This is a genomic window from Streptomyces sp. NPDC027189 (assembly GCF_055566975.1).
Genome location: NZ_JBVHRI010000001.1, coordinates 832,157 through 852,657, shown reverse-complemented (window position 1 = coordinate 852,657; position 20,501 = coordinate 832,157). Strand labels below are relative to the sequence as shown.

Annotated in this window: 22 protein-coding genes; 18 read left to right on the top strand and 4 right to left on the bottom strand. The window is 71.0% G+C overall.

The genetic code is table 11. The features are described from left to right. Window positions 1-38: 38 nt before the first annotated feature. The 3 genes from ACZ4RZ_RS03830 (at window position 39) to ACZ4RZ_RS03820 (ending at window position 2,148) form a co-directional block, all read left to right on the top strand. On the top strand, window positions 39-1,274 hold the full coding sequence (locus tag ACZ4RZ_RS03830; protein ID WP_467741680.1) for an alpha/beta fold hydrolase: 1,236 nt from the start codon (window positions 39-41) through the stop codon (window positions 1,272-1,274). After that, entirely contained in the window at window positions 1,240-1,773 is a 534-nt protein-coding gene (gene tsaE, locus ACZ4RZ_RS03825) for a tRNA (adenosine(37)-N6)-threonylcarbamoyltransferase complex ATPase subunit type 1 TsaE (RefSeq protein ID WP_467741678.1), read from the top strand. Before ACZ4RZ_RS03830 ends, tsaE begins: the two co-directional genes overlap by 35 nt. Window positions 1,774-1,971: 198 nt before the next feature. Continuing rightward, complete coding sequence (locus ACZ4RZ_RS03820) at window positions 1,972-2,148, top strand: hypothetical protein (protein WP_467741676.1); 177 nt, start codon at window positions 1,972-1,974, stop codon at window positions 2,146-2,148. Between the two features lie 3 nt (window positions 2,149-2,151). Here the strand turns inward: ACZ4RZ_RS03820 and ACZ4RZ_RS03815 are convergent, their stop codons facing one another. After that, window positions 2,152-2,706 carry a hypothetical protein gene (locus tag ACZ4RZ_RS03815; RefSeq protein ID WP_467741674.1) on the bottom strand — a complete coding sequence of 185 codons (555 nt, stop codon included), beginning with the start codon at window positions 2,704-2,706 and terminating at the stop codon, window positions 2,152-2,154. 110 nt (window positions 2,707-2,816) lie between these two features. Here ACZ4RZ_RS03815 and tsaB point away from each other — a divergent pair, with 110 nt between their 5' ends. The 6 genes from tsaB to ACZ4RZ_RS03785 all read left to right on the top strand — a co-directional run bounded on the left by tsaB (window position 2,817) and on the right by ACZ4RZ_RS03785 (window position 7,934). Next, window positions 2,817-3,464, top strand: coding sequence for a tRNA (adenosine(37)-N6)-threonylcarbamoyltransferase complex dimerization subunit type 1 TsaB (gene tsaB / locus ACZ4RZ_RS03810; RefSeq protein ID WP_467741672.1), 648 nt, complete (start codon window positions 2,817-2,819; stop codon window positions 3,462-3,464). 17 nt (window positions 3,465-3,481) lie between these two features. Next, window positions 3,482-3,979, top strand: a complete 498-nt coding sequence (rimI, locus tag ACZ4RZ_RS03805; RefSeq protein ID WP_467741975.1) for a ribosomal protein S18-alanine N-acetyltransferase — start codon at window positions 3,482-3,484, stop codon at window positions 3,977-3,979. Then, window positions 3,972-5,081 (top strand): tRNA (adenosine(37)-N6)-threonylcarbamoyltransferase complex transferase subunit TsaD, encoded by a 1,110-nt coding sequence (gene tsaD, locus ACZ4RZ_RS03800; protein WP_467741670.1) that lies wholly within the window; start codon window positions 3,972-3,974, stop codon window positions 5,079-5,081. Before rimI ends, tsaD begins: the two co-directional genes overlap by 8 nt. After that, window positions 5,078-5,335, top strand: coding sequence for a hypothetical protein (locus tag ACZ4RZ_RS03795; RefSeq protein WP_467741668.1), 258 nt, complete (start codon window positions 5,078-5,080; stop codon window positions 5,333-5,335). Before tsaD ends, ACZ4RZ_RS03795 begins: the two co-directional genes overlap by 4 nt. A 94-nt stretch (window positions 5,336-5,429) precedes the next feature. After that, window positions 5,430-6,473 (top strand): LacI family DNA-binding transcriptional regulator, encoded by a 1,044-nt coding sequence (locus tag ACZ4RZ_RS03790; protein WP_467741666.1) that lies wholly within the window; start codon window positions 5,430-5,432, stop codon window positions 6,471-6,473. Window positions 6,474-6,623: 150 nt separating this feature from the next. Next, window positions 6,624-7,934: an extracellular solute-binding protein gene (locus ACZ4RZ_RS03785; RefSeq protein ID WP_467741664.1), complete on the top strand. Its 1,311-nt coding sequence runs from the start codon at window positions 6,624-6,626 to the stop codon at window positions 7,932-7,934. Here the strand turns inward: ACZ4RZ_RS03785 and ACZ4RZ_RS03780 are convergent. Continuing rightward, window positions 7,931-8,068: a hypothetical protein gene (locus ACZ4RZ_RS03780; RefSeq protein WP_467741662.1), complete on the bottom strand. Its 138-nt coding sequence runs from the start codon at window positions 8,066-8,068 to the stop codon at window positions 7,931-7,933. The genes ACZ4RZ_RS03785 and ACZ4RZ_RS03780 overlap by 4 nt on opposite strands. 13 nt (window positions 8,069-8,081) lie before the next feature. Here ACZ4RZ_RS03780 and ACZ4RZ_RS03775 point away from each other — a divergent pair, with 13 nt between their 5' ends. From ACZ4RZ_RS03775 to ACZ4RZ_RS03735, 9 genes are all read left to right on the top strand, one after another. Beyond that, a complete protein-coding gene (locus tag ACZ4RZ_RS03775; RefSeq protein ID WP_467741660.1) occupies window positions 8,082-9,032 on the top strand; it encodes a carbohydrate ABC transporter permease in 951 nt (316 codons plus the stop codon). Beyond that, a complete protein-coding gene (locus ACZ4RZ_RS03770; protein WP_467741658.1) occupies window positions 9,029-9,889 on the top strand; it encodes a carbohydrate ABC transporter permease in 861 nt (286 codons plus the stop codon). Before ACZ4RZ_RS03775 ends, ACZ4RZ_RS03770 begins: the two co-directional genes overlap by 4 nt. A 56-nt stretch (window positions 9,890-9,945) precedes the next feature. Further along, entirely contained in the window at window positions 9,946-12,228 is a 2,283-nt protein-coding gene (locus ACZ4RZ_RS03765; protein WP_467741656.1) for a beta-xylosidase/alpha-l-arabinosidase, read from the top strand. A gap of 195 nt (window positions 12,229-12,423) precedes the next feature. Then, on the top strand, window positions 12,424-13,476 hold the full coding sequence (locus tag ACZ4RZ_RS03760; RefSeq protein WP_467741974.1) for a LacI family DNA-binding transcriptional regulator: 1,053 nt from the start codon (window positions 12,424-12,426) through the stop codon (window positions 13,474-13,476). A 99-nt stretch (window positions 13,477-13,575) separates the two neighbouring features. Next, on the top strand, window positions 13,576-14,931 hold the full coding sequence (locus ACZ4RZ_RS03755) for a glycoside hydrolase family 10 protein (RefSeq protein WP_467741654.1): 1,356 nt from the start codon (window positions 13,576-13,578) through the stop codon (window positions 14,929-14,931). 85 nt (window positions 14,932-15,016) lie between these two features. Further along, a complete protein-coding gene (locus tag ACZ4RZ_RS03750) occupies window positions 15,017-16,087 on the top strand; it encodes an LCP family protein (protein ID WP_467741652.1) in 1,071 nt (356 codons plus the stop codon). Between the two features lie 508 nt (window positions 16,088-16,595). Next, complete coding sequence (locus tag ACZ4RZ_RS03745) at window positions 16,596-17,072, top strand: hypothetical protein (RefSeq protein WP_467741650.1); 477 nt, start codon at window positions 16,596-16,598, stop codon at window positions 17,070-17,072. 65 nt (window positions 17,073-17,137) lie between these two features. Then, window positions 17,138-17,494 carry a YciI family protein gene (locus ACZ4RZ_RS03740; RefSeq protein ID WP_467741648.1) on the top strand — a complete coding sequence of 119 codons (357 nt, stop codon included), beginning with the start codon at window positions 17,138-17,140 and terminating at the stop codon, window positions 17,492-17,494. Window positions 17,495-17,538: 44 nt separating this feature from the next. After that, window positions 17,539-18,819 carry an RNA polymerase sigma factor gene (locus tag ACZ4RZ_RS03735; protein ID WP_467741646.1) on the top strand — a complete coding sequence of 427 codons (1,281 nt, stop codon included), beginning with the start codon at window positions 17,539-17,541 and terminating at the stop codon, window positions 18,817-18,819. 136 nt (window positions 18,820-18,955) lie between these two features. On the opposite strand, the gene ACZ4RZ_RS03730 is transcribed toward ACZ4RZ_RS03735, so the two are convergent. Together ACZ4RZ_RS03730 and ACZ4RZ_RS03725 are read right to left on the bottom strand one after the other, a co-directional pair. Continuing rightward, the gene (locus ACZ4RZ_RS03730) at window positions 18,956-19,078 is read right to left on the bottom strand and encodes a hypothetical protein (protein WP_467741645.1); all 123 of its coding nucleotides are present in this window, start codon (window positions 19,076-19,078) and stop codon (window positions 18,956-18,958) included. Further along, window positions 19,075-20,274, bottom strand: coding sequence for a THUMP-like domain-containing protein (locus ACZ4RZ_RS03725; RefSeq protein WP_467741643.1), 1,200 nt, complete (start codon window positions 20,272-20,274; stop codon window positions 19,075-19,077). The genes ACZ4RZ_RS03730 and ACZ4RZ_RS03725 overlap by 4 nt, the downstream gene beginning before the upstream one ends. Between the last annotated feature and the right edge of the window lie 227 nt (window positions 20,275-20,501).

Below are 20,501 nucleotides of genomic sequence, written 5' to 3'. Positions count from 1 at the left end.
AACCCGGCGGCGAGCGAAGAAACGAAGAGGAGCGGGACGTGAGCGAGAGCAGCGCGGAGGTCGTCGCGAGTGCGGCCTCGGCGGCCGCCGCCTCCGCCGGGAACTGGCGCAAGGCCGGTGTCGTGGGCGCCGCGATAGGCGTGGTCGCGGCGGGCGCCGCCGCCGGAGTCGCCATAGAGCGGCTCACGGTCGGCCGCGGCATGCGCCAGAAGGCCCGCCTGGCCCTCGACTCGGCGGGCCCGTACGGCTCGCTGCGCGGCAGCCCCGGCAAGGCGTACGCCGATGACGGCACCGAGCTGTACTACGAGGTCGACGACGCCGAGCCGGAAGCCCCGCTCGCCCCGCGCCGCCGCCGTCTCTTCGGCCGCAAGGCCCCGGTCCCCGTCACCGTCGTCTTCAGCCACGGCTACTGCCTCAACCAGGACTCCTGGCACTTCCAGCGCGCCGCGCTGCGCGGTGTGGTGCGCACCGTGCACTGGGACCAGCGCAGCCACGGGCGGTCCGGGCGGGGCGTGGCCCAGACGGAGGAGGGGAAGCCGGTCACCATCGACCAGCTCGGGCGTGATCTGAAGGCCGTCATCGACGCGGCCGTGCCCGACGGGCCGATCGTGCTGGTCGGGCACTCCATGGGCGGCATGACCGTCATGGCCCTCGCCGATCAGTTCCCCGAGCTGATCCGCGACCGGGTCGTCGCCGTCGCCCTCGTCGGTACGTCGTCGGGGCGGCTCGGCGAGGTCAACTTCGGGCTGCCCGTCGCGGGCGTGAACGCGGTGCGGCGTGTGCTGCCCGGTGTACTGAAGGCGCTCGGTCAGCAGGCCGCCCTGGTGGAGCGGGGGCGGCGGGCCACGGCCGATCTGTTCGCCGGGGTCATCAAGCGGTACTCGTTCGCCACCCGGGACGTCGATCCCGCGGTCGAGCGGTTCGCCGAGCGGATGATCGAGAGCACACCGATCGACGTGGTCGCCGAGTTCTATCCGGCGTTCACCGAGCACGACAAGACCGCCGCGCTCGCTCACTTCACCGAGATGCCCGTGCTCGTCCTCGCCGGGGTCAAGGACCTGGTGACCCCGAGCGAGCACAGCGAGGTGATCGCCGACCTGCTGCCGGAGGCCGAGCTGGTGCTGGTACCCGACGCCGGACACCTGGTGATGCTGGAGCACCCCGAGGTCGTCATAGACCGTCTGGCCGACCTCCTCATGCGCGCGGGTGCCGTCCCGGCAGGGGCTACCGTGGGTGGCTATGGAAGCACCAGCAGCACCGCACAACCCGGCTGAGCCCGCGCAGGACGGCGTCAGCGTGCAGATCACCGTCAACTCCCCCGAACAGATGCGGGAGTTGGGCCGCCGACTCGCCAAGCTGTTGCGCGCGGGCGACCTCGTGATGCTGAACGGGGAGCTCGGCGCGGGCAAGACCACGCTGACCCGCGGGCTCGGCGAGGGACTCGGCGTCCGGGGCGCGGTCACCTCTCCGACCTTCGTCATCGCGCGTGTGCACCCCTCTCTCGGAGACGGTCCGCCGCTCGTCCACGTGGACGCGTACCGCCTGGGCGGCGGGCTCGACGAGATGGAGGACCTCGACCTCGACGTCTCGCTCTCCGACTCGGTGATCGTCGTGGAGTGGGGCGAGGGCAAGGTCGAGGAGCTGAGCGACGATCGGCTGCACGTCGTCATCCACCGGGCCGTCGGGGATACCACGGACGAGGTACGGCACGTCACGCTGACGGGGCTCGGCGAGCGCTGGGCGACGGCCGATCCGAGCGTGCTGTCGGCCTGATCGGTTCGGCGCGTTCCCGGCCATCCGGCCACCGCCTCCCGGCCTGGGCCTTCGTGGGTTCCGGCCAGTTCTTCGTGAACGTTCCGACAAGACGTCGGCAAGATATTGCGCTGGGCATCCCGGCCGTGGTCACATGGACATCAGTCCGTAGTTAGGTCTACCTAACCACGCTTGCCCCCGAAGCCCCAGGAGGCGTCCATGTCGGCTTCAGAACGTGACGTGCCGGCGCAGCCGTGCGTGGTGGCCGGGGTGTCGATGCGGGATCTGCTGGCGTCGTGCGCCGCGGCCGAGGCAGTGTCGAGGCCGCCGCGCGAGCCCGCGCCGCGTGCTACGGAGCCGGTGGAGGCGCGGCGCGTACGGCGGGAGGCGGCGTAACCGCTACTGGATGACGACGACCTTCACGCCGATCGTCGCGAACTCCCACATCGTGTTGCCGTTCGCGCGGGACTCGCGGATGCCGCCGAGCTTCTTCGAGGAGTCCGGCGCGGCCGTCGAGCCGTTCACCGCCGCGCTGAAGCCGATCGCGACGCCGTCGACGAGGGCGAACCGTACGACGTGCTCGATCTGCGCCCCGTCCGATCCGGTGACCGCGCGGTTGCGCGACGTGACCGCGTAGGAGCCGGCGGCCGGGTCGACCGTGCCCGGGGTGACCTTGAAGGTGCGCTGGACCTTGTTGTCCGCGCCGACCAGCCACACACGGTCGTCGTCGGTCGAGTAGACGACCCGCTCACCGGTGCCGGTCTGGGCGGGCAGCGCCGTCGGGTTCTTCTTGTCGCGAGGGGCCTTCGAGACGGAGGCCTTGGGTGACGCGCTCGTGTGCGGTTTGCCCAAGGTGTCCGGCACGTTCGCGGACGCCTGGTAGGCGAGGAAGCTGACTGCGGCGATCGCCGCCACGGTGAGCCCGGCCACGAATCCCGAGCTGCTCCTAGCCACCTTGTGTGCCCACCTCTCGTACTTCGTACGTCGTTGCTGTGACGGTAGCAGCAGGGGAGCGGCAGACCTGGGCGGCCGTGCCTTGGCCTCGGGCGCCGTAGGCTGTTTGCGTGCTCTTGCTCGCTCTGGATACCGCCACCCCCGCCGTGACCGTCGCCCTGCACGACGGCACGTCCGCCATCGCCACGTCGAGCCAGGTGGACGCGCGCCGGCACGGAGAGCTGCTGCTGCCGGCCGTCGACCGGGTGCTCGCCGAGGCAGGCCTCAAGCTGGACGCCGTCACCGGCATCGTCGTGGGCGTCGGCCCCGGCCCGTACACGGGGCTGCGCGTCGGCCTCATGACCGCAGACACCTTCGGGCTCGCGCTCGGCGTGCCCGTGCACGGCCTGTGCACACTCGACGGGCTCGCGTACGCGGCCGACGTCGAGGGCCCCTTCGTCGTGGCGACGGACGCCCGGCGCAAGGAGGTCTACTGGGCGCGCTACGCCGACCGCCGGACGCGCGTGTCGGACCCCGCCGTGGACCGCCCCGGCGACCTGGACCTCGGCGGCCTGCCCGCCGTCGGCGCGGGCGCCCTGCTCTACCCCGACACGTTCCCGGACGCCCGCGCGCCCGAGCACGTCTCGGCGGCCGCGCTGGCCGCCCTGGCCGCGGAGAAGCTCGCCGCCGGCGAGGAGCTGGAGGCCCCCCGGCCGCTGTATCTGAGGCGCCCGGACGCCCAGGTGCCCAAGAACTACAAGGTGGTCACCCCCAAGTGACGGCCGAGCTGCGCGAGATGCGCTGGTGGGACATCGATCCCGTACTGGAGCTGGAGAAGGACCTCTTCCCCGAGGACGCCTGGTCGCGGGGGATGTTCTGGTCCGAGCTGGCCCACTCCCGAGGGGCGGAGGCGACGCGGCGGTATGTCGTCGCCGTCGACGGCGATCGGCTCGTCGGGTACGCGGGACTTGCCGCCTCCGGCGACCTCGGCGACGTACAGACGATCGCCGTCGCCCGCGACCAGTGGGGCACCGGGCTCGGCGCCCGGCTGCTGACCGAGCTGCTGCGGGCCGCGACCGCGTTCGAGTGCGCCGAGGTGATGCTCGAATGCCGCGTCGACAACGTCCGCGCACAGAAGCTGTACGAGCGCTTCGGTTTCGATCCCATCGGCTTCAGACGCGGCTACTACCAGCCGGGGAACATCGACGCCCTGGTCATGCGCCTGCACATGGCATCCGACAGCGGCTCCGCCGCGGGCTCCACATCGGTTCAAGGAAACGAGATCAATGGCTGACGAACCACTCGTCCTCGGCATCGAGACCTCCTGCGACGAGACCGGCGTCGGCATCGTCCGCGGCACCACCCTGCTCGCGGACGCGGTCGCCTCCAGCGTCGACGAGCACGCGCGCTTCGGCGGGGTCGTGCCCGAGGTCGCCTCCCGCGCCCACCTGGAAGCGATGGTGCCGACCATCGACCGGGCGCTGAAGGAGGCGGGGGTGAGCGCGAAGGACCTGGACGGGATCGCGGTCACCGCCGGGCCCGGGCTCGCCGGCGCGCTGCTCGTCGGGGTCTCCGCCGCGAAGGCGTACGCGTACGCGCTGGGCAAGCCGCTGTACGGCGTCAACCACCTCGCCTCCCACATCTGTGTGGACCAGCTGGAGCACGGGGCGCTGCCGGAGCCGACGATGGCGCTCCTCGTATCGGGTGGGCACTCCTCGCTCCTCCTCTCCACGGACATCACGTCCGACGTACGGCCGATGGGCGCGACCATCGACGACGCGGCGGGCGAGGCCTTCGACAAGATCGCGCGGGTGCTGAACCTCGGCTTCCCGGGCGGCCCGGTCATCGACCGGTACGCGAAGGAGGGCGACCCGAGCGCCATCGCGTTCCCGCGCGGGCTCACCGGGCCGCGCGACCCGGCGTACGACTTCTCCTTCTCCGGTCTGAAGACCGCCGTGGCCCGTTGGATCGAGGCCAAGCGGGCGGCGGGAGAGGAGGTGCCGGTGCGCGATGTGTCCGCGTCCTTCCAGGAGGCCGTGGTGGACGTGCTGACCCGAAAGGCCGTACGGGCCTGCAAGGACCAGGGCGTCGACCACCTCATGATCGGCGGCGGCGTGGCCGCCAACTCGCGGCTGCGCGCGCTGGCCCTGGAACGCTGCGAGGCCGCCGGGATCCGGCTGCGGGTGCCGCGGCCGAAGCTGTGCACGGACAACGGGGCGATGGTGGCCGCGCTGGGCGCGGAGATGGTCGCGCGCAACCGGGCGGCCTCCGACTGGGACCTGTCGGCGGACTCGTCGCTGCCGGTGACGGACCCGCATGTGCCGGGACGCGGGCATGCTCACGATCACTCGCATGATCATGTGCATGAGGTCAGCAAGGAGAACCTGTACTCGTGACCGTCGCGCTGATGTGGGAGGCGCGGGCGGTCTCCGGGCGGGGCGGGGAGCTGCTCGACTGGGTGCGGGAGCGGTCGAAGCGGCTGACGGGGCAGCCGCTTCGGCTGGAGATTCTGCGGGCACCCCAGGACCGCGTCCTCGTGATCACGTGGTGGGACGCCGCATACGACGCCGAGCTGCCCGAACTTCCGGAGCCGGACGGGGAGTTGGTGACCCGGGCCGTGCACCGTTGGCGGTTCGAGTCGGTCTCCTGACGGCCGCGTTCACGGCCGGGCTTCCCGTCGACCTCGGTTTTCCGGAAGACTCCTGCAACGTTTCGCTGGTGAGGCCGGAACGCTTGGGGGAGTCTTGGACACGTCGACGGAGGTGGGCGCAGTGGCCCGGGAGAGCATCAAGAACAAGGTGACGATCACCGAGATCGCCCGGCAGGCCGGGGTCTCGGTGCCCACCGTGTCGCGTGTCGTCAACGGCCGCTCCGACGTGTCCCCGGAGACCCGGGCCCGGGTCGAGGACCTGCTGCGCCACCACGGCTACCGGCGCAAGTCGTCTGCGCCGGGCGACCGGGCCGCCCTCATCGACCTGGTCTTCAACGACCTCGACAGCCCCTGGGCCGTGGAGATCATCCGCGGTGTCGAGGAGGTCGCGCACGCCGCGGGCGTGGGCACGGTGGTCTCCGCGATCCACGGGGCTTCGGGCTCGGCCCGGCAGTGGATGACCAATCTGCGGGCCCGCGCCTCGGACGGGGTGATCCTGGTGACCTCCGTCCTCGAACCCCGGCTGCACGAGGAGCTGCGGCGCCTCGGCGTGCCGCTCGTGGTCGTCGACCCGGCAGGGTCACCGGCGCTGGACGTGCCCACCGTCGGCGCCACCAACTGGGCGGGCGGCATGGCCGCGACGGAGCATCTGCTCGGCCTCGGTCACCGCCGGATCGGCCTTGTCGCCGGACCGCCGCGGCTGCTGTGCTCGCGGGCCCGCCTCGACGGCTACCGGGCGGCGCTGGAGAGCGCGGAGATCGCGGTGGACGACGGCCTCATCGTGCCGGGCGACTTCTACCACGCCTCCGGCTTCGAGGGCTGCAACACGCTGCTCGACCTGCCCGAGCCGCCGACCGCGCTGTTCGCGGCCAGCGACCAGATGGCGCTCGGCGCGATCGAGGCGCTGCGCCGTCGTGGCCTGCGGGTTCCCGAGGACATGAGCGTCGTCGGCTTCGACGACCTGCCGGAAGTCCGCTGGTCGGCTCCGCCACTGACGACGGTCCGGCAGCCGCTGGCGGACATGGGCAAGCTTGCGACGCGCACGGTACTGCGGCTGGCGCTGGGCGAGGAGCCGGCGTCGCCGAGGGTGGAGCTCGCGACGGAACTGGTAATCCGGGCGAGCACAGGCGCCCTTTAGGGGCGCGGGGAACGGCGCGACCAGCCGCGCACAACCCGCGGCCGAAGAACCACCCGATATTTGTCAGGAGCGTTGACATACCCACCCCCCGCCCGTAATTTCCGTGCGCACTCGACCGATAATTTTCGGCACTCTTCCGGAAGGTGCGCGATGCGAGCGTTGGGCAACACCTACACCCCCCTCAACCGCCGGAGGTTCCTGGCGGCCACCGCGGCGACCGGACTGGGCGCGGCCGCCCTGAGCGCGTGCGGCTCGTCCGACAGTGGGAACAGCTCGGGCAAGACCACCATCGAGTGGTGGAACATCACCACCACCGAGCCCGCGAAGAAGCTGTGGGCCCAGCGCGCCAAGGAGTTCGAGGCCGCGCACCCCGACGTGAAGGTCAAGATCGTGACGCTGGAGAACGAGGCGTACAAGTCGAAGATGACCGCGCAGACCGCCTCGGGGAAGCTGCCGGACATCTACCACACGTGGGGCGGCGGCGTACTCAAGCAGCAGATCGACGCGGGCCTGGTCGAGGACCTGACGGACAAGGTCTCCTCCTGGACGAAGGACTTCGTGCCCGCCGCGCTGTCGGCCTATCAGTTCGACAAGAAGACGTACGCGGTCCCGTTCGACATCGGCATGGTCGGCTTCTGGTACAACAAGGCGCTCTTCGAGAAGGCCAAGATCGACACGCCGCCCACCACCTGGGCCGGCTACCTCGACGCCGTCAAGGCGCTCAAGAGCGCGGGGGTCACGCCGATCGCCCTGGCCGGCAAGGAGAAGTGGCCCGGCATGTACTACTGGGCGTACCTCTCGATGCGCATCGCCGGGCTCGAAGCGATGCAGAAGGCGGCCACCGACGCCGACTTCACCGGCGAGGGCTTCGTCAAGGCCAGCCAGCACCTCAAGGACCTCGTCGCGCTCGAACCCTTCCAGAAGGGGTTCCTCGGTGCCGCGTACTCCACGCCCAACGGCGAGGCGGCCACGATGGGCAACGGCAAGGCGGCCATGGAGCTGATGGGCCAGTGGGCGCCGGTCGTCGAGAACGACTCGGGCAAGGGCATCGGCGATGACCTCGGCTTCTTCTCCTTCCCCGCCGTGGAGGGCGGCAAGGGCGCGCTCACCGAGGTGTTCGGCGGGGGCGGCGGCCACGCGGTGCGCAAGGGCGCCCCGGACGCGGCGGTGGAGTTCCTGAAGTTCTTCGCCGAGAAGGAGTTCGCCGCGAAGCTCGTCAAGGAGACCGGCCTGATACCGGTGTCCAAGGACGCGCGCTCCGCGCTGACCGACGCCAACCTCACCGCCGTATCGGACGCGCTGAACTCGGCGACCGGCTTCCAGCTCTACCTCGACCAGGCGTACGCCCCCGCCGTCGGCCAGGAGATCAACGACAGCGTCGCCGCGCTCATCGCGGGTTCCAAGTCTCCCGAGCAGGTCACGCGTTCGGTCACTCAGGTCGCCAAGAGCGAGAAGAGCTAGCGGCCGGCGATGACGCACTCGACGACATCGAAGACAGCGAAAGCATCGAAGGCATCGAAGACAGCGAAAGCATCGAAGACGTCGAAGGCATCGAGGACTTCGACGGCATCGCCGTACGCGCCGGATCTCGGCACGTCACCCGACCCGGTGACCGCGCCATCCGGCGGCCCCGCGCCCCGGCGGCCCGTTCTGCGTCGCGTACGGGACTGGCTGGGGGCCTTCGTCTTCACGGTCCCTGCGCTCGCCCTGTTCGGCCTGCTGGTCCTGGTGCCCATGGGCTACGCGATGTACGTCAGCTTCTTCAACTGGGGTGGATTCGAGGCCCCTTCGGACTTCCAGGGGCTCGGCAACTACACGCGGCTCTTCAAGGATCCCGTATTCCTCGGGGACTTGTGGCGCGGCGCGCTGCTCATCGGCTTCTCCGTCGTCCTGCAGCTGCCGTTCGCCCTCGCCATGGCCGTACTGCTCAACCAGAAGCTGCGTGGCCGGGCCGTCTACCGGATGCTGTTCTTCGCGCCGTACATCCTGTCCGAGGTCATCACCGGCGTGCTGTTCGGCATGATCTTCGCGCCGGGGGACGGACTCGCGGACAAGGTCCTCGACGCGGTGGGGCTGAGCGGCCTGGGCGGGGACTGGTTCGCGGGCCAGAACACCGTCCTGCCCACCCTCTTCCTCGTCATGACGTGGAAGTACTTCGGCTTCCACATGATGCTGTACCTGGCCGGCCTGCAGGGCATCCCGGCCGAGCTGCACGAGGCGGCCCGCATCGACGGCGCGGGCACCTGGCAGCGCTTCCGCCACATCACGCTGCCGCTGCTGGCCCCGACCCTGCGGATCAGCGCGTTCCTGTCCGTCATCTACTCCATCCAGCTCTTCGACCTGGTCTGGGTGATCACCACCGGCGGGCCCGACCACGCCTCCGAGACGATGGCGATCTCCATGGTCCAGTACGGCTTCAAGCGCTACCAGATGGGCTACGCCAGCGCCATCAGCGTCGCGATGTTCCTGATCGCCCTCGTCTTCGCCCTCGCCTACCAGCGCTTCGTGCTGCGCCGTGACACCGAAGGAGCCCTCACCACCATGCGAGCGAACCGATGAGCGCGCAGACGGGCGTGCCGAAGGCCGTGCTGCGGCGCCGGAGGCTGCGCACGCTGCCCGTGTACGTGACCCTCTGGCTGGTCGGCGTCTTCATGGTCACCCCGCTCCTGTACGCCCTCATCTCCGGCTTCAAGTCCACCGACCAGCTCTCCAGCAACCCCTTCGGGCTTCCATCGCCCTGGGTGACCTCGAACTACACGTCCCTGCTCGGCTCGGGGGCGTTCTGGCGGTCCATCGGCAGCAGCACGGTGATCGCCCTGGGCACCACCGTGCTCACGGTGGCCACCGCGGCGCTCGCCGCGTTCGCGCTGGCCCGATTCGCCTTCCGTGGCAGGGAGTTCCTCTTCACCCTCTTCACGATGGGCCTGATGTTCCCGTTCGCGGTGGCGAGCCTGCCGCTGTTCATCCTGCTGCGCACGTTCGGGCTCCTGGACAATCCGTGGGGCGTCATCCTTCCCGAGGCGGCCTTCGGCCTGCCGCTGACGATCGTCATCCTGCGCGGATTCTTCCGGGAGATCCCCGGTGAGCTGGAGGAGGCGGCGACCCTCGACGGCTGTTCGCGCTTCGGCTTCTTCTGGCGCATCCTGCTGCCGCTGGCACGGCCCGCGCTGGGGACGGTCTCCGTCCTCGCCATCGTCGGCAGTTGGAACCAGTTCCTGCTCCCCCTGCTGGTCTTCACCGAGCCCACCTGGTGGACGGTCCCGGTCGGCATCCAGCAGTTCCAGGGCCAGTACGCCTCCGACGTGGCCCGCATCTTCGCGTATCTGGTGCTCGCCATGGCGCCCGCCCTGGCCTTCTACGCGGTCGCCGAACGGCAGCTCATCGGCGGCATCACGCTCGGCGCGACGAAGGGCTGAGCAGCAGCAGGGGCTCCACGGATGCCCCGGATTCCCTTACAGACGTGAGGAGTTACATGACCCACCCCTGGCAGGACCCCGCTCTGCCCGCAGGCGTCCGCGCCGCCGATCTGCTCGCCCGTATGACCCCGCAGGAGAAGACCGCCCAGCTCTACAGCGTCTGGCCCGGCTCGAACGAGACCCCGGGCGGTGACATGGCGCCGCTGCAGCACGCCCTGTCCGAGGACATCGACCTGACGGAGCTGCTTCCGCACGGCCTCGGCCAGTTGACCCGCCCCTTCGGCACGGCGCCCGTCGACCCGGCCGAGGGCGTCGCCCGTCTGGCCTCCCTCCAGGAACGCATCCGCTCCGCCAACCGCTTCCGGCTGCCCGCCCTCGCCCACGAGGAGTGCCTCACCGGCTTCACGGCCTGGCAGGCGACCGTCTTCCCGACCCCGCTCGCCTGGGGTGCGAGCTTCGACCCGGCCCTGGTGAAGGAGATGGCGTCGGCGATCGGCGCCTCGATGCGGTCGGTCGGCGTGCACCAGGGGCTCGCCCCCGTCCTCGACGTCGTACGCGATCCCCGCTGGGGCCGCACGGAGGAGTCGATCGGCGAGGACCCCTACCTCGTGGCCACCGTCGGCACCGCCTATGTGCAGGGCCTGGAGTCGGCGGGCATCGTCGCCACCCTCAAGCACTTCGCCGGGTACTCGGCCTCGCGCGGCGCCCGAAACCACGCGCCCGCGTCGATCGGCCCGCGCGAACTGGCGGACGTCATCCTGCCGCCGTTCGAGATGGCCGTACGGGAGGGCGGCGCGCGCTCGGTGATGGCCGCCTACAACGACCTCGACGGCCTGCCCGCCCACGCGCACCACCCCCTCCTCACCCAACTCCTGCGGGAGGAATGGGAGTTCACCGGAACGGTCGTCGCCGACTACTTCGGCGTGTCCTTCCTGGAGTCGGCGCACGGACTCACCGATTCCCCGTCGGGCGCGGCCGAGCTCGCCCTCGCGGCAGGCGTGGACGTCGAACTCCCCGCGGTGCGCTGCTACGGAGCCGGCCCCCTCGACGAGGAACTCGTGAACCGGGCCGCACTACGGGTCCTCACCCAGAAGTGCGAACTGGGCCTGCTGGACCCGGGCTGGACACCGCCCGCGACCGCGTCAGGCCCCGCGGGCGGGGGCGAGGAAAACCCGGCCCACCCCACCACCCCCGCCGCCCCTGTCGACCTCGACCCACCCCATATGCGAGCGCTGGCGCGCCAGTTGGCCGAGGAGTCCGTCGTGCTGCTGGCCAACCCCAGGGGCGCACTGCCGCTCGCGCCCGGTGTGCGCCGGATCGCCGTTCTCGGCCCCCTCGCCGACGACCCGGCGGCCATGCTCGGCTGCTACACCTTCCCCCGCCATGTCCTGCTGGACTACCCAGAGGTCCCGACGGGGGTCGCCGTACCGACGCTGCTCGATGCGCTGCGCACGGAGTTGCCGGATGTGGAGTTCACGGACGACCCGGCGGCGGGCGATGTGTGCGTGGTCGCGGTCGGCGATCGCTCGGGCCTGTTCGGACGCGGCACATCGGGCGAGGGCTGCGACGCGCCGGACCTCGAACTTCCCGAACGGCAGGGTGAGTTGGTGGACAGGGCGCTGGCCTCCGGGACACCGGTGGTGCTGGTCCTGCTCTCCGGCCGCCCGTACGCGCTCGGACGCTGGGCGGACCGGTGCGCGGCGGTGCTGCAGGCGTTCTTCCCGGGCCAGGAGGGCGGCCCCGCGGTGGCCGGGGTCCTGTCGGGTCGGGTCAACCCGTCGGGGCGGCTCCCGGTGAGCGTGCCGCGCGGCCCCTCCGGACAGCCGTGGACGTACCTCGCCCCGCCCCTCGGGCAGCGCGGAGAGGCGAGCACCCTCGACCCCACGCCGCTGTTCCCGTTCGGGCACGGGCTGTCCTACACGTCGTACGCCTGGCAGCCGCCGTCGGTCGACGACAGCGCGTTCCCGACGGACGGCGAGACGACACTGCGGCTGCCCGTCCGCAACACGGGGGAGCGGGCCGGCACCGAGGTCGTGCAGCTCTATCTCCACGACCCGGTGGGCAAGGTGGCGCGCCCGGTGGCCCGCCTGGTCGGCTACGCACGGGTGCCGCTGGAGGCGGGGGCGTCGACGGAGGTCCACTTCACGTTCCCGGCGGACCTGGCCGCGTACACCGGACCCGACGGCGACCGGATCGTCGAACCGGGGGAGCTGGAGCTGCGGTTGGCGGTGTCCAGTGCCGAGGGTGACATCCGGTACGCGGTGCCGGTGACGCTGACCGGGGCGGAGCGGGTGATGGGGCGGGAGCGGCGGATGCGGTGCGAGGTGCGGTTGAAGTGAGACGGACCCTGCCCCCGGGCGGAAGCGAGGCCGCTCCAGGGGGCAGGGAGCCCCGACCCGGGGCCGGAGGGCCCTCCGAATATTTCGAGCCGCACGACGAATCTTCTGGAAGAAATGTGGCGTCCAAGGGGGTTCGACGCGTGCAGACGCACGGCTACGATCACGCGCATGAATCCCGCGAAGCCGTCAAAACCCATGGGAACACAGGGAACACACACGGCAACGCGTTCGACCGCGCGGTCGACGCAGACCGCGACGCTCGCCGAGATCGCCCGCGAGGCCGGCGTATCGGCTCCGACTGTTTCGAAGGTCCTCAACGGCCGCGCCGATGTGGCCCCGGCGACCCGCACCCGTGTCGAGGAGCTGCTGCGCGAGTACGGCTACCGGCGCCGCCGGGCCGAGGCCACGCGTTCGCCCCTCATCGACCTGGTCTTCCACGAGCTGGAGAGCGCCTGGGCGATGGAGGTCATCCGGGGCGTCGAGAACGTCGCCCGGGACCAGGGGCTGAGCGTGGTCCTCTCCGAGAGCGCGGGCCGGCTGACCCCCGGCCGCACCTGGGCCGACCAGGTCGCCGCGCGCCGCCCGTACGGCGTGATCCTCGTACTGTCCGGGCTCGACGAGTCCGGACGGGCGCTGCTGACCAGCAGGTCCATCCCGTTCGTGGTGATGGACCCGGCCGGTGATCCGGGCGACGACGTGCCGTCCATCGGCGCCACCAACTGGCACGGCGGGCTGGCCGCGACCCGCCATCTCGTCGAGCTGGGCCACACCCGGATCGGCGCGATCAGCGGGCCCTCGCGGATGATGTGCAGCCGTGCCCGGGTCGACGGCTATCGCGCCGCGCTGGAGACGGCGGGGCTGCCGGTCGACCCGGCGCTGATCCGACCGGGGAACTTCCACCACGACAGTGGGTATCGGGCGGGACTCGAGCTGCTCCGCCTGCCCGACCGGCCCACCGCCGTCTTCGCGGGCAACGACCTGCAGGCGCTCGGTCTGTACGAGGCCGCGCGCGAGCTGGGGCTGCGCATCCCGGAGGACCTGAGCGTCGTCGGGTTCGACGATCTGCCGGTGGCCCGCTGGGTCGGGCCGCCGTTGACGACCGTACGGCAGCCGCTGACGGAGATGGCGGAGGCGGCGGCGAAGCTGGTGCTCGAACTGGGGCGGGCGCAGGGGGCGTCGGCGGCAACCCGAGTGGAGTTGGCGACGACTCTGGTGGTGCGGAGCAGTACGGGAGCGCCTGCGGCGTAGGGCGCGGATCAGAGTTCCTGTATTGACGAGTGGTGCGGGCAGCCCCACACTCTCCGAAGCCAATCGGTTGCACGACCGAAACTTTCGGAGGCACCCGCAGTGAGATCTCTGAGATCAGGCTTATCCTTGGCGTCGCTGTTCACCGGCATCGCCGCCCTCGGCGCCCTGCTGGTCGCGGCCCCCGCCGCCCACGCCGCCGACACCCCCCTCCGCGACCTGGCCGCCGCCAAGGGCAAGGTCATCGGCACCGCCGTCACCGGCTCCAAGCTCACCGGCACGTACGGCGACATCGCCGGGGCCCAGTTCAACTCGCTGACCCCGGGCAACGCCATGAAGTGGGGCTCCGTCGAGCCCACCCGGGGCAGCTTCAACTGGGCCGAGGCCGACCAGATCGTCGCCTTCGCGCAGGCCCACAACCAGCAGGTGCGCGGCCACACCCTGGTCTGGCACAGCCAGAATCCGAGCTGGCTGACCAGCGGCACCTGGACGGCCGCCGAGCTGAGCGGCCTGCTCCAGGACCACATCACCACCGAAGTCACCCGCTACAAAGGCAAGTTGGCGGCCTGGGACGTGGTGAACGAGCCCTTCAACGAGGACGGCACCTACCGCTCCACCCTCTGGTACAACGGCCTCGGTGCCGACTACATCGCCCAGGCGCTGATCTGGGCCCACGCGGCGGACCCGAGCGCCAAGCTCTACATCAACGACTACAACGTCGAGGGCGTCAACGCGAAGAGCACCGCCCTGTACAACCTGGTCAAGTCGCTGAAGGAGCGCGGCGTCCCCATCGACGGCGTCGGCCTCCAGGCCCATCTGATCCTCGGCCAGGTCCCCGCCACGCTTCAGCAGAACATCCAGCGCTTCGCCGACCTCGGCGTCGACGTCGCGATCACCGAGCTGGACATTCGGATGCAACTCCCGGCCGACGGCGCGAAGCTGACGCAGCAGGCGGCCGACTACAAGGCCGTGTTCGACGCGTGCGTGGCCGTGTCCAGGTGCTACGGCGTCACCGTCTGGGGCTTCACCGACTCCGACTCCTGGATCCCGGACGTCTTCTCGGGGTACGGCGCGGCGACACCGTACGACGAGAACTACGTGGCGAAACCGGCGTACTACGCGATCGCGACCTCGCTCGGGGGTACGTCGACACCTCCTTCCACCGGCGGGTGCGCGGCGACGTACGGGATCAGCGGTCAATGGAACACGGGGTTCACCGGGCAGGTGAAGATCGCCTGCTCGGGGGCGGCGCTCTCCTCCTGGAAGGTGAGCTGGACGTACGGCGCGGGTCAGCGGATCACCCAGGCCTGGAACGCCACCTGCACCCAGTCCGGAGCCGTGGTGACGTGCGCGAACGCCTCCTACAACGGAACGGTGCCGGACGGCGGATCGGTGACGTTCGGCTTCAACGCGTCATGGAGCGGGAGCAATCCGGTGCCCACGGTCACGCTGGGCTGAGGTCTGTCTGAGAAGTCTGAGATTTTCCGAAGGAAACGCGAGAAGAGGTTCCTGCTCGTAATAATTCGGACTTACGTTCCTCCGCGTGACTGGTGAAGACGAGCACGGGGACGGCAACGAGGACGCCGCGAGACGCGGTGGCCGACGGCGGCGAGGCCTGCTGAAGGCCGCCGGCATCGCGCTCGCCGGCGTCCTCGTACTCTCCGCCGCGGGGGCGGGCTGGGCCTACTGGCACCTGAACCACAACATCAAGAGCGTCGACATCAACAGCGCGCTGGGCGACGACCGCCCGGCGAGGGCCGTGTCGACCCCGTCGGTGTCCGCGTCCGCCTCGGCCTCTGCGTTGCCGAGCGGCGCCCTGAACATCCTGGTCCTCGGCTCCGACTCCCGCAGCGGCAAGGCGAACGCGAAGCTCGGCGGCGGCAGCAGCTCCGGTGCCCGCTCGGACACGGCGATGGTCGTCCACATCGACGAGGGCCGTACGAAGGCGACCGTGGTGAGCATTCCCCGGGACACTCTGGTGACCCGCCCGTCGTGCCCGACGTCGTCGGGCGGGACGACCTCGGTGGCGTACAACGCGATGTTCAACAGCGCCTACTCGGTGGGCGGCCCGGTCTGCGCGGTGAAGACGGTCGAGTCCCTGACCGACGTCCGCATGGACCACTACGTCGAGATCGACTTCTCCGGCTTCGCGGACCTGGTCGACGCGCTCGGCGGCGTCACCGTCACGACGGACGAGGACATCGACGACGACAAGAGCCACCTGCACCTCACGGCCGGCGAACACCACCTCGACGGCACGAAGGCGCTGGCGCTGGCCCGCACCCGTCATGGCATAGGCGACGGCAGCGACCTGGGGCGCATAGGCCTGCAACAGAAACTGGTGAAGGCCCTGTTGAAGCAGGTCTCGTCGACCGATCTGCTCACCGATCCCACCAAGCTCTACAAGGTCGCGAACGCGGTCACGGGCAGCCTGACGACGGACACGGGTCTCGACTCGCTGGGTGAGCTGATGAAGCTCGGCCAGAGCCTGAAGGGACTGTCGTCCGAGGACGTCAAGACGGTGATGATGCCCGTCGTGACGGCTCCCTCGGACCACAACCGGGTGGTGGCGAACGAGCCGGAGGCGAGCGAGCTGTGGGCGTCGCTGAAGTGAGCCCCACGGCCCAGGCGTGATCAGAAGGCAGGCCCTGGCCGCGGTGGGCGGTGAGCAACCCGTCCACGACCGCCCTCAGTTGCTGCCGCACGGCGTACCCCTCGGTGAGCGCCCCCCATCTGCCCCGCAGCCTGGTCAGGGGGGAGTTCGGCCGCGTCCTCGTCGTCCAGCAGGGCGGGGAAGTACCGCTTGCGGTCCGGTTCCGCCGCGCGACGGTCGACGGCGCGGCGGAAGACCAGGTCGCCGTAGACGCAGTACACATGTCCGTCGTGAAGGTCGCATTGCCCGACATCGGGCGCGGCCCCGGCTTCGGCGGCGAGTCGCTGACCTGGGTCGTCAACGCCTACGCGCTCGGCTTCGGCGGCCTGCTGATGCGCGGCGGGCGGCTCGCCGACGTCGGCGGTCGGCGACGCGTGCTCATGGGCGGCTTCGCGGTCTTCGGTGCCGCGAGCTCGGCTCGGCCCTCGTCACCCGCGTCATCGGCCGGGTCGGCGCGCGGGCGCTTCTGGTGGCGGGCGGGCTGCTGGGCGCGGCCGGGTTCGCGTGGTTCGCGCTCGCCGTGGCGGTCGACGGCGGCCTCTGGCTCTCGGTGCTCGCCCCGTCCGCCGTGGCGAGCGTCGGCATCGGCCTGTGCTTCGTACCGCTGGGCACGTCGGCGACGACGGGTGTGGCACCGGAGGAGGCCGGGATGGCGCCCGGGCTGCTCAACAGCGCCCGACAGGTGGGCAGGGCCGTGGGGCGCGGGGTGCTCGGGGTGCTCGCGACGGTCGCGGGGAGCGCGACGGGGGCCGGGCCCGCGGGGCTGGTGCACGGCTTCTCGGCGGCCTTCTGGGTGGCGGCCGGATTGCTGGCGACGGCGGCCGTGGCGGCAGACGTGCTGTCCGGACCACCGCTTCGACCTGCGGAAACTGGCCTCCCGGAAGAAACTTCGAAGAAATCCGGAGACGGTGTCGAAACAGGCGTCTCCCGTTCGACGCAAGGGTGAGAGGCGGGGAGAGACCTCGCCCGGAACGGCCGGAAAGACCCGGCCGCCGTACCGAAGGAGTCACCATGCCGCGCTACCTCTCGATCGTCCGCGTCGATGAGACCACCGCGCCCGAGGAGGGCCCGAGCCCCGAGCTGATGGAGCGGATGGGGGAGCTGATCGAGGAGATCACCAAGGCCGGGGTGATGCTGGACACCGCCGGGCTGACTCCGCAGAGCCAGGGCAAGCGGGTTCGCTGGGAGGGTGGCCAGGTCACCGTCACGGACGGGCCGTTCACCGAGTCGAAGGAGGTCATCGGCGGCTACGCCATCACCCAGTGCAAGGACATGGACGAGGCCGTCGAGTGGACCAGGCGGTTTGTGAAGGTGCACGAGGAGTACTGGACGGTGACCTGCGAGGTGCGGGAGATCGCCGAGGGCTGAGCGTTCCTTGGCCTGAGGCCGTCGAGGGTGTTGCATGGTGGGCTGTGACTGAGCAGCCCACCGTCGACACTGCCATCGAGACCGTGTTCCGCATTGAGGCGCCTCGTGTCATCGCCGCCGTGGCCCGGATCGTCCGGGACGTCGGCATCGCCGAGGAACTCGCGCAGGACGCCCTGGTCGCGGCGCTTGAGCAGTGGCCGCGGGACGGTGTTCCGGACAACCCGGGTGCCTGGCTGACGGCCGCCGCCAAGCACCGCGCGATCGACCTCGTACGCCGCAGGGAACGGTACGCGCGCAAGCTGGAGGAGGTGGGGCGGGACCTGTCGGTCACCGCCCCGCACCATGTCGACGAGCCCGCCGACCCGGACGACATCGACGACGACCTGCTGCGGCTCGTCTTCACCGCCTGCCACCCCGTCCTGTCCGCCGAGGCCCGCATCGCGCTCACCCTGCGCCTGCTGGGCGGCCTGACCACCGCCGAGATCGCCCGCGCCTTCCTCGCCCCGGAGCCGACGATCGCTCAGCGCATCGTGCGCGCCAAGCGGACGCTGGCGACGAAGGGGGTCGCCTTCGAGGTCCCGTACGGCCCGGAGCGCGAAGCCCGTCTCGGGTCCGTGCTCGAGGTCATCTACCTGATCTTCAACGAGGGTTACGCGGCCACGACGGGCGACGACCTGCTGCGTCCCGCCCTGTGCGAGGACGCGCTCCGACTGGCCCGGGTGCTGGCCGAGTTGATGCCGAAGGAGCCCGAAGTGCACGGGCTGGTCGCCCTGTTGGAGCTCCAGGAGTCCCGCGCGGCCGCCCGCACCGGCCCGTCCGGCGAGCCGGTCCTCCTCAAGGACCAGAACCGGCGCCGCTGGAACCGCCTGCTGATCCGTCGGGGCTTCGCCGCACTCGGCCGTGCGAATGCCGTCGCCACGGGCGCCCCCGGCCCGTACGCCCTCCAGGCCGCCATCGCCGCCTGCCACGCACAGGCGTACGCCTACGAGGACACGGACTGGGCCCGGATCGCCACCCTGTACGGCCTGCTGGCGGCCCGCTCTCCGTCCCCCGTGGTCGAGCTGAACCGCGCCGTCGCCGTCTCGATGGCACAGGGCCCGGAGCCCGCGCTCACCATCGTCGACCGCCTCGCCGGCGAACCCGCACTCCGCGACTACCACTTGCTGCCCAGCGTCCGGGGGGACCTGCTCGCCCGTCTCGGGCGGACGGCGGAGGCGCGGGCGGAGTTCGAGCGCGCGGCCTCGCTGGCACGGAACGAGCGGGAGCGGGAGTTGCTGACGGCCCGGGTGCGTGAGCTGGAGGGGCCGCGAACGGCCCACCCGTAGTCCCACCAGTAAGCCCCACCCGTAACTTCATTCCAAGCTGATCAGCAAGGGCTTACAGTCGCGTGTCGACGACGGCGATGAACTTCGCGGGCGCGGCGATCAGTGCGAGCAGCAGCCAGTGGAAGTACACGCCGTACTACAACGGCGTACCGGCGGCGACGAGTTCGTACTCCGCGACCGGCCCGGTCGCGAGGGCCCCGTCGGCGCACACCGGCACCGCGCTCCGGCCCGCCGCGGAGCCGGACCTGGGCTCGCTCAAGACCGACCACCGTCAGCAGGCGGTGTCGCGGGTGCCCCCACCAGCATGGTCGGGGCACCCGCCACCCGCGTGAGGAACACCGTCGCGGATCCGGCACCGTGCGCCTTGGGCAGGGCCTTGCGCCGCAGCTCCTCCGGCTCCACGGCCGACCCGCGCTTCTTCACGGTCAGGACGCCGACCTCCCGCTCCCGCAGCAGCGCCTTCAACTTCTTCACGCTGAAGTGGAGTTGATCGGTGATCTCGTATGCGGTGGCGTACGGCGTCGGGCGCAGCTCGTCCGCCGTGACGTACGCGATGGTCTCGTCGATCAGTCCGCCGTCGAGCTCCTCGGCCACCTCCGCGACCAGATGGGCGCGGATGACGGCGCCGTCCGGCTCGTACAAGTAGCGTCCCAGCGGCCGGACTCGAGGGTTCGGGAGCCCGCGGCCGCGCAGCTCGCGCGGTCCCGGCAGCAGTGTGGCCCGCACCAGACCGGGTTCCGTGCCGAACCACAGCACGGCCTCCTTCACATCCCCGCCGTCCGAGATCCACTCGGCCTCCGCCTCGGCGGGGACCGCCTCGTGGGGGATGCCGGGAGCGATCTTCAGCGCGGCGAGCGGCGCCTTCAGGGCCGTCCCCACCGCCCAGGACAGCGGGGGCGAGTACGCCTCCGGGTCGAAGATCCGGCCACGGCCACCCCGCCGGGCCGGGTCCACGAAGACCGCGTCGTACTGCGCGGTGTCCACCGCCGTGACATCCGCCTCGCACACCTCGATGAGGTCGGCGAGACCGAGCGCGTCGGCGTTCGCGCGGGCGACCGCCACCGTCAGCGGGTCGCGGTCGACGGCCAGGACCCGGATCCCGGCACGGGCGAGCGCGATCGCGTCGCCGCCGATACCGCAGCAGAGGTCGGCGACGGAACGCATACCCAGCTCCCGGAACCGCTCCGCGCGGTAGGCCGCCACGCTGGTCCGCGTCGACTGCTCGACTCCGTGCGGGGTGAAGAACATCCGCTCCGCGTCCTCGGCCCCGAACTTCGCCGCCGCCCGCTGCCGCAGCCGGGCCTGCCCGAGGGCCGCCGAGACCAGCTCGGCCGGGTACTCGCGGCGCAGCCGGGTGGCGACGGCCAGCTCCTGCGCCGGTTCGGTGCCGCGCACCTCGTCGAGCAGGGCGCGGCCCTCTGGGGTGAGCAGGGAGGCGAAGGAGACGTCGTTCACCTGGCCATTGTGGGCCAGTCGGTGGATGGTGCGCGTTCCGGCGGCGGTGTCGGGGCCCGGTGCGGGGCATGACCTGGGAGGATCCGGCGCCATGCGACCCGTACGACAAAATTACAAAAACAGGGCGAAGGGGATGGAGCTTCGCGGGCGATTCGGCGCCCGCGAGGGTGCCGGTCCCGGCAGTGGTGCCGGTTCCGGCAGGGTTGCCGGTTCCGGCAGTGGTGCCG

Coding starts and splice junctions, on each gene's coding strand:
- tsaE (WP_467741678.1), top strand. CDS start 1,240: ATGGAAGCACCAGCAGCACCGCACAACCCGGCTGAGCCCGCGCAGGAC.
- ACZ4RZ_RS03820 (WP_467741676.1), top strand. CDS start 1,972: ATGTCGGCTTCAGAACGTGACGTGCCGGCGCAGCCGTGCGTGGTGGCC.
- rimI (WP_467741975.1), top strand. CDS start 3,482: ATGCGCTGGTGGGACATCGATCCCGTACTGGAGCTGGAGAAGGACCTC.
- tsaD (WP_467741670.1), top strand. CDS start 3,972: ATGGCTGACGAACCACTCGTCCTCGGCATCGAGACCTCCTGCGACGAG.
- ACZ4RZ_RS03785 (WP_467741664.1), top strand. CDS start 6,624: ATGCGAGCGTTGGGCAACACCTACACCCCCCTCAACCGCCGGAGGTTC.
- ACZ4RZ_RS03770 (WP_467741658.1), top strand. CDS start 9,029: ATGAGCGCGCAGACGGGCGTGCCGAAGGCCGTGCTGCGGCGCCGGAGG.
- ACZ4RZ_RS03765 (WP_467741656.1), top strand. CDS start 9,946: ATGACCCACCCCTGGCAGGACCCCGCTCTGCCCGCAGGCGTCCGCGCC.
- ACZ4RZ_RS03760 (WP_467741974.1), top strand. CDS start 12,424: ATGGGAACACAGGGAACACACACGGCAACGCGTTCGACCGCGCGGTCG.
- ACZ4RZ_RS03740 (WP_467741648.1), top strand. CDS start 17,138: ATGCCGCGCTACCTCTCGATCGTCCGCGTCGATGAGACCACCGCGCCC.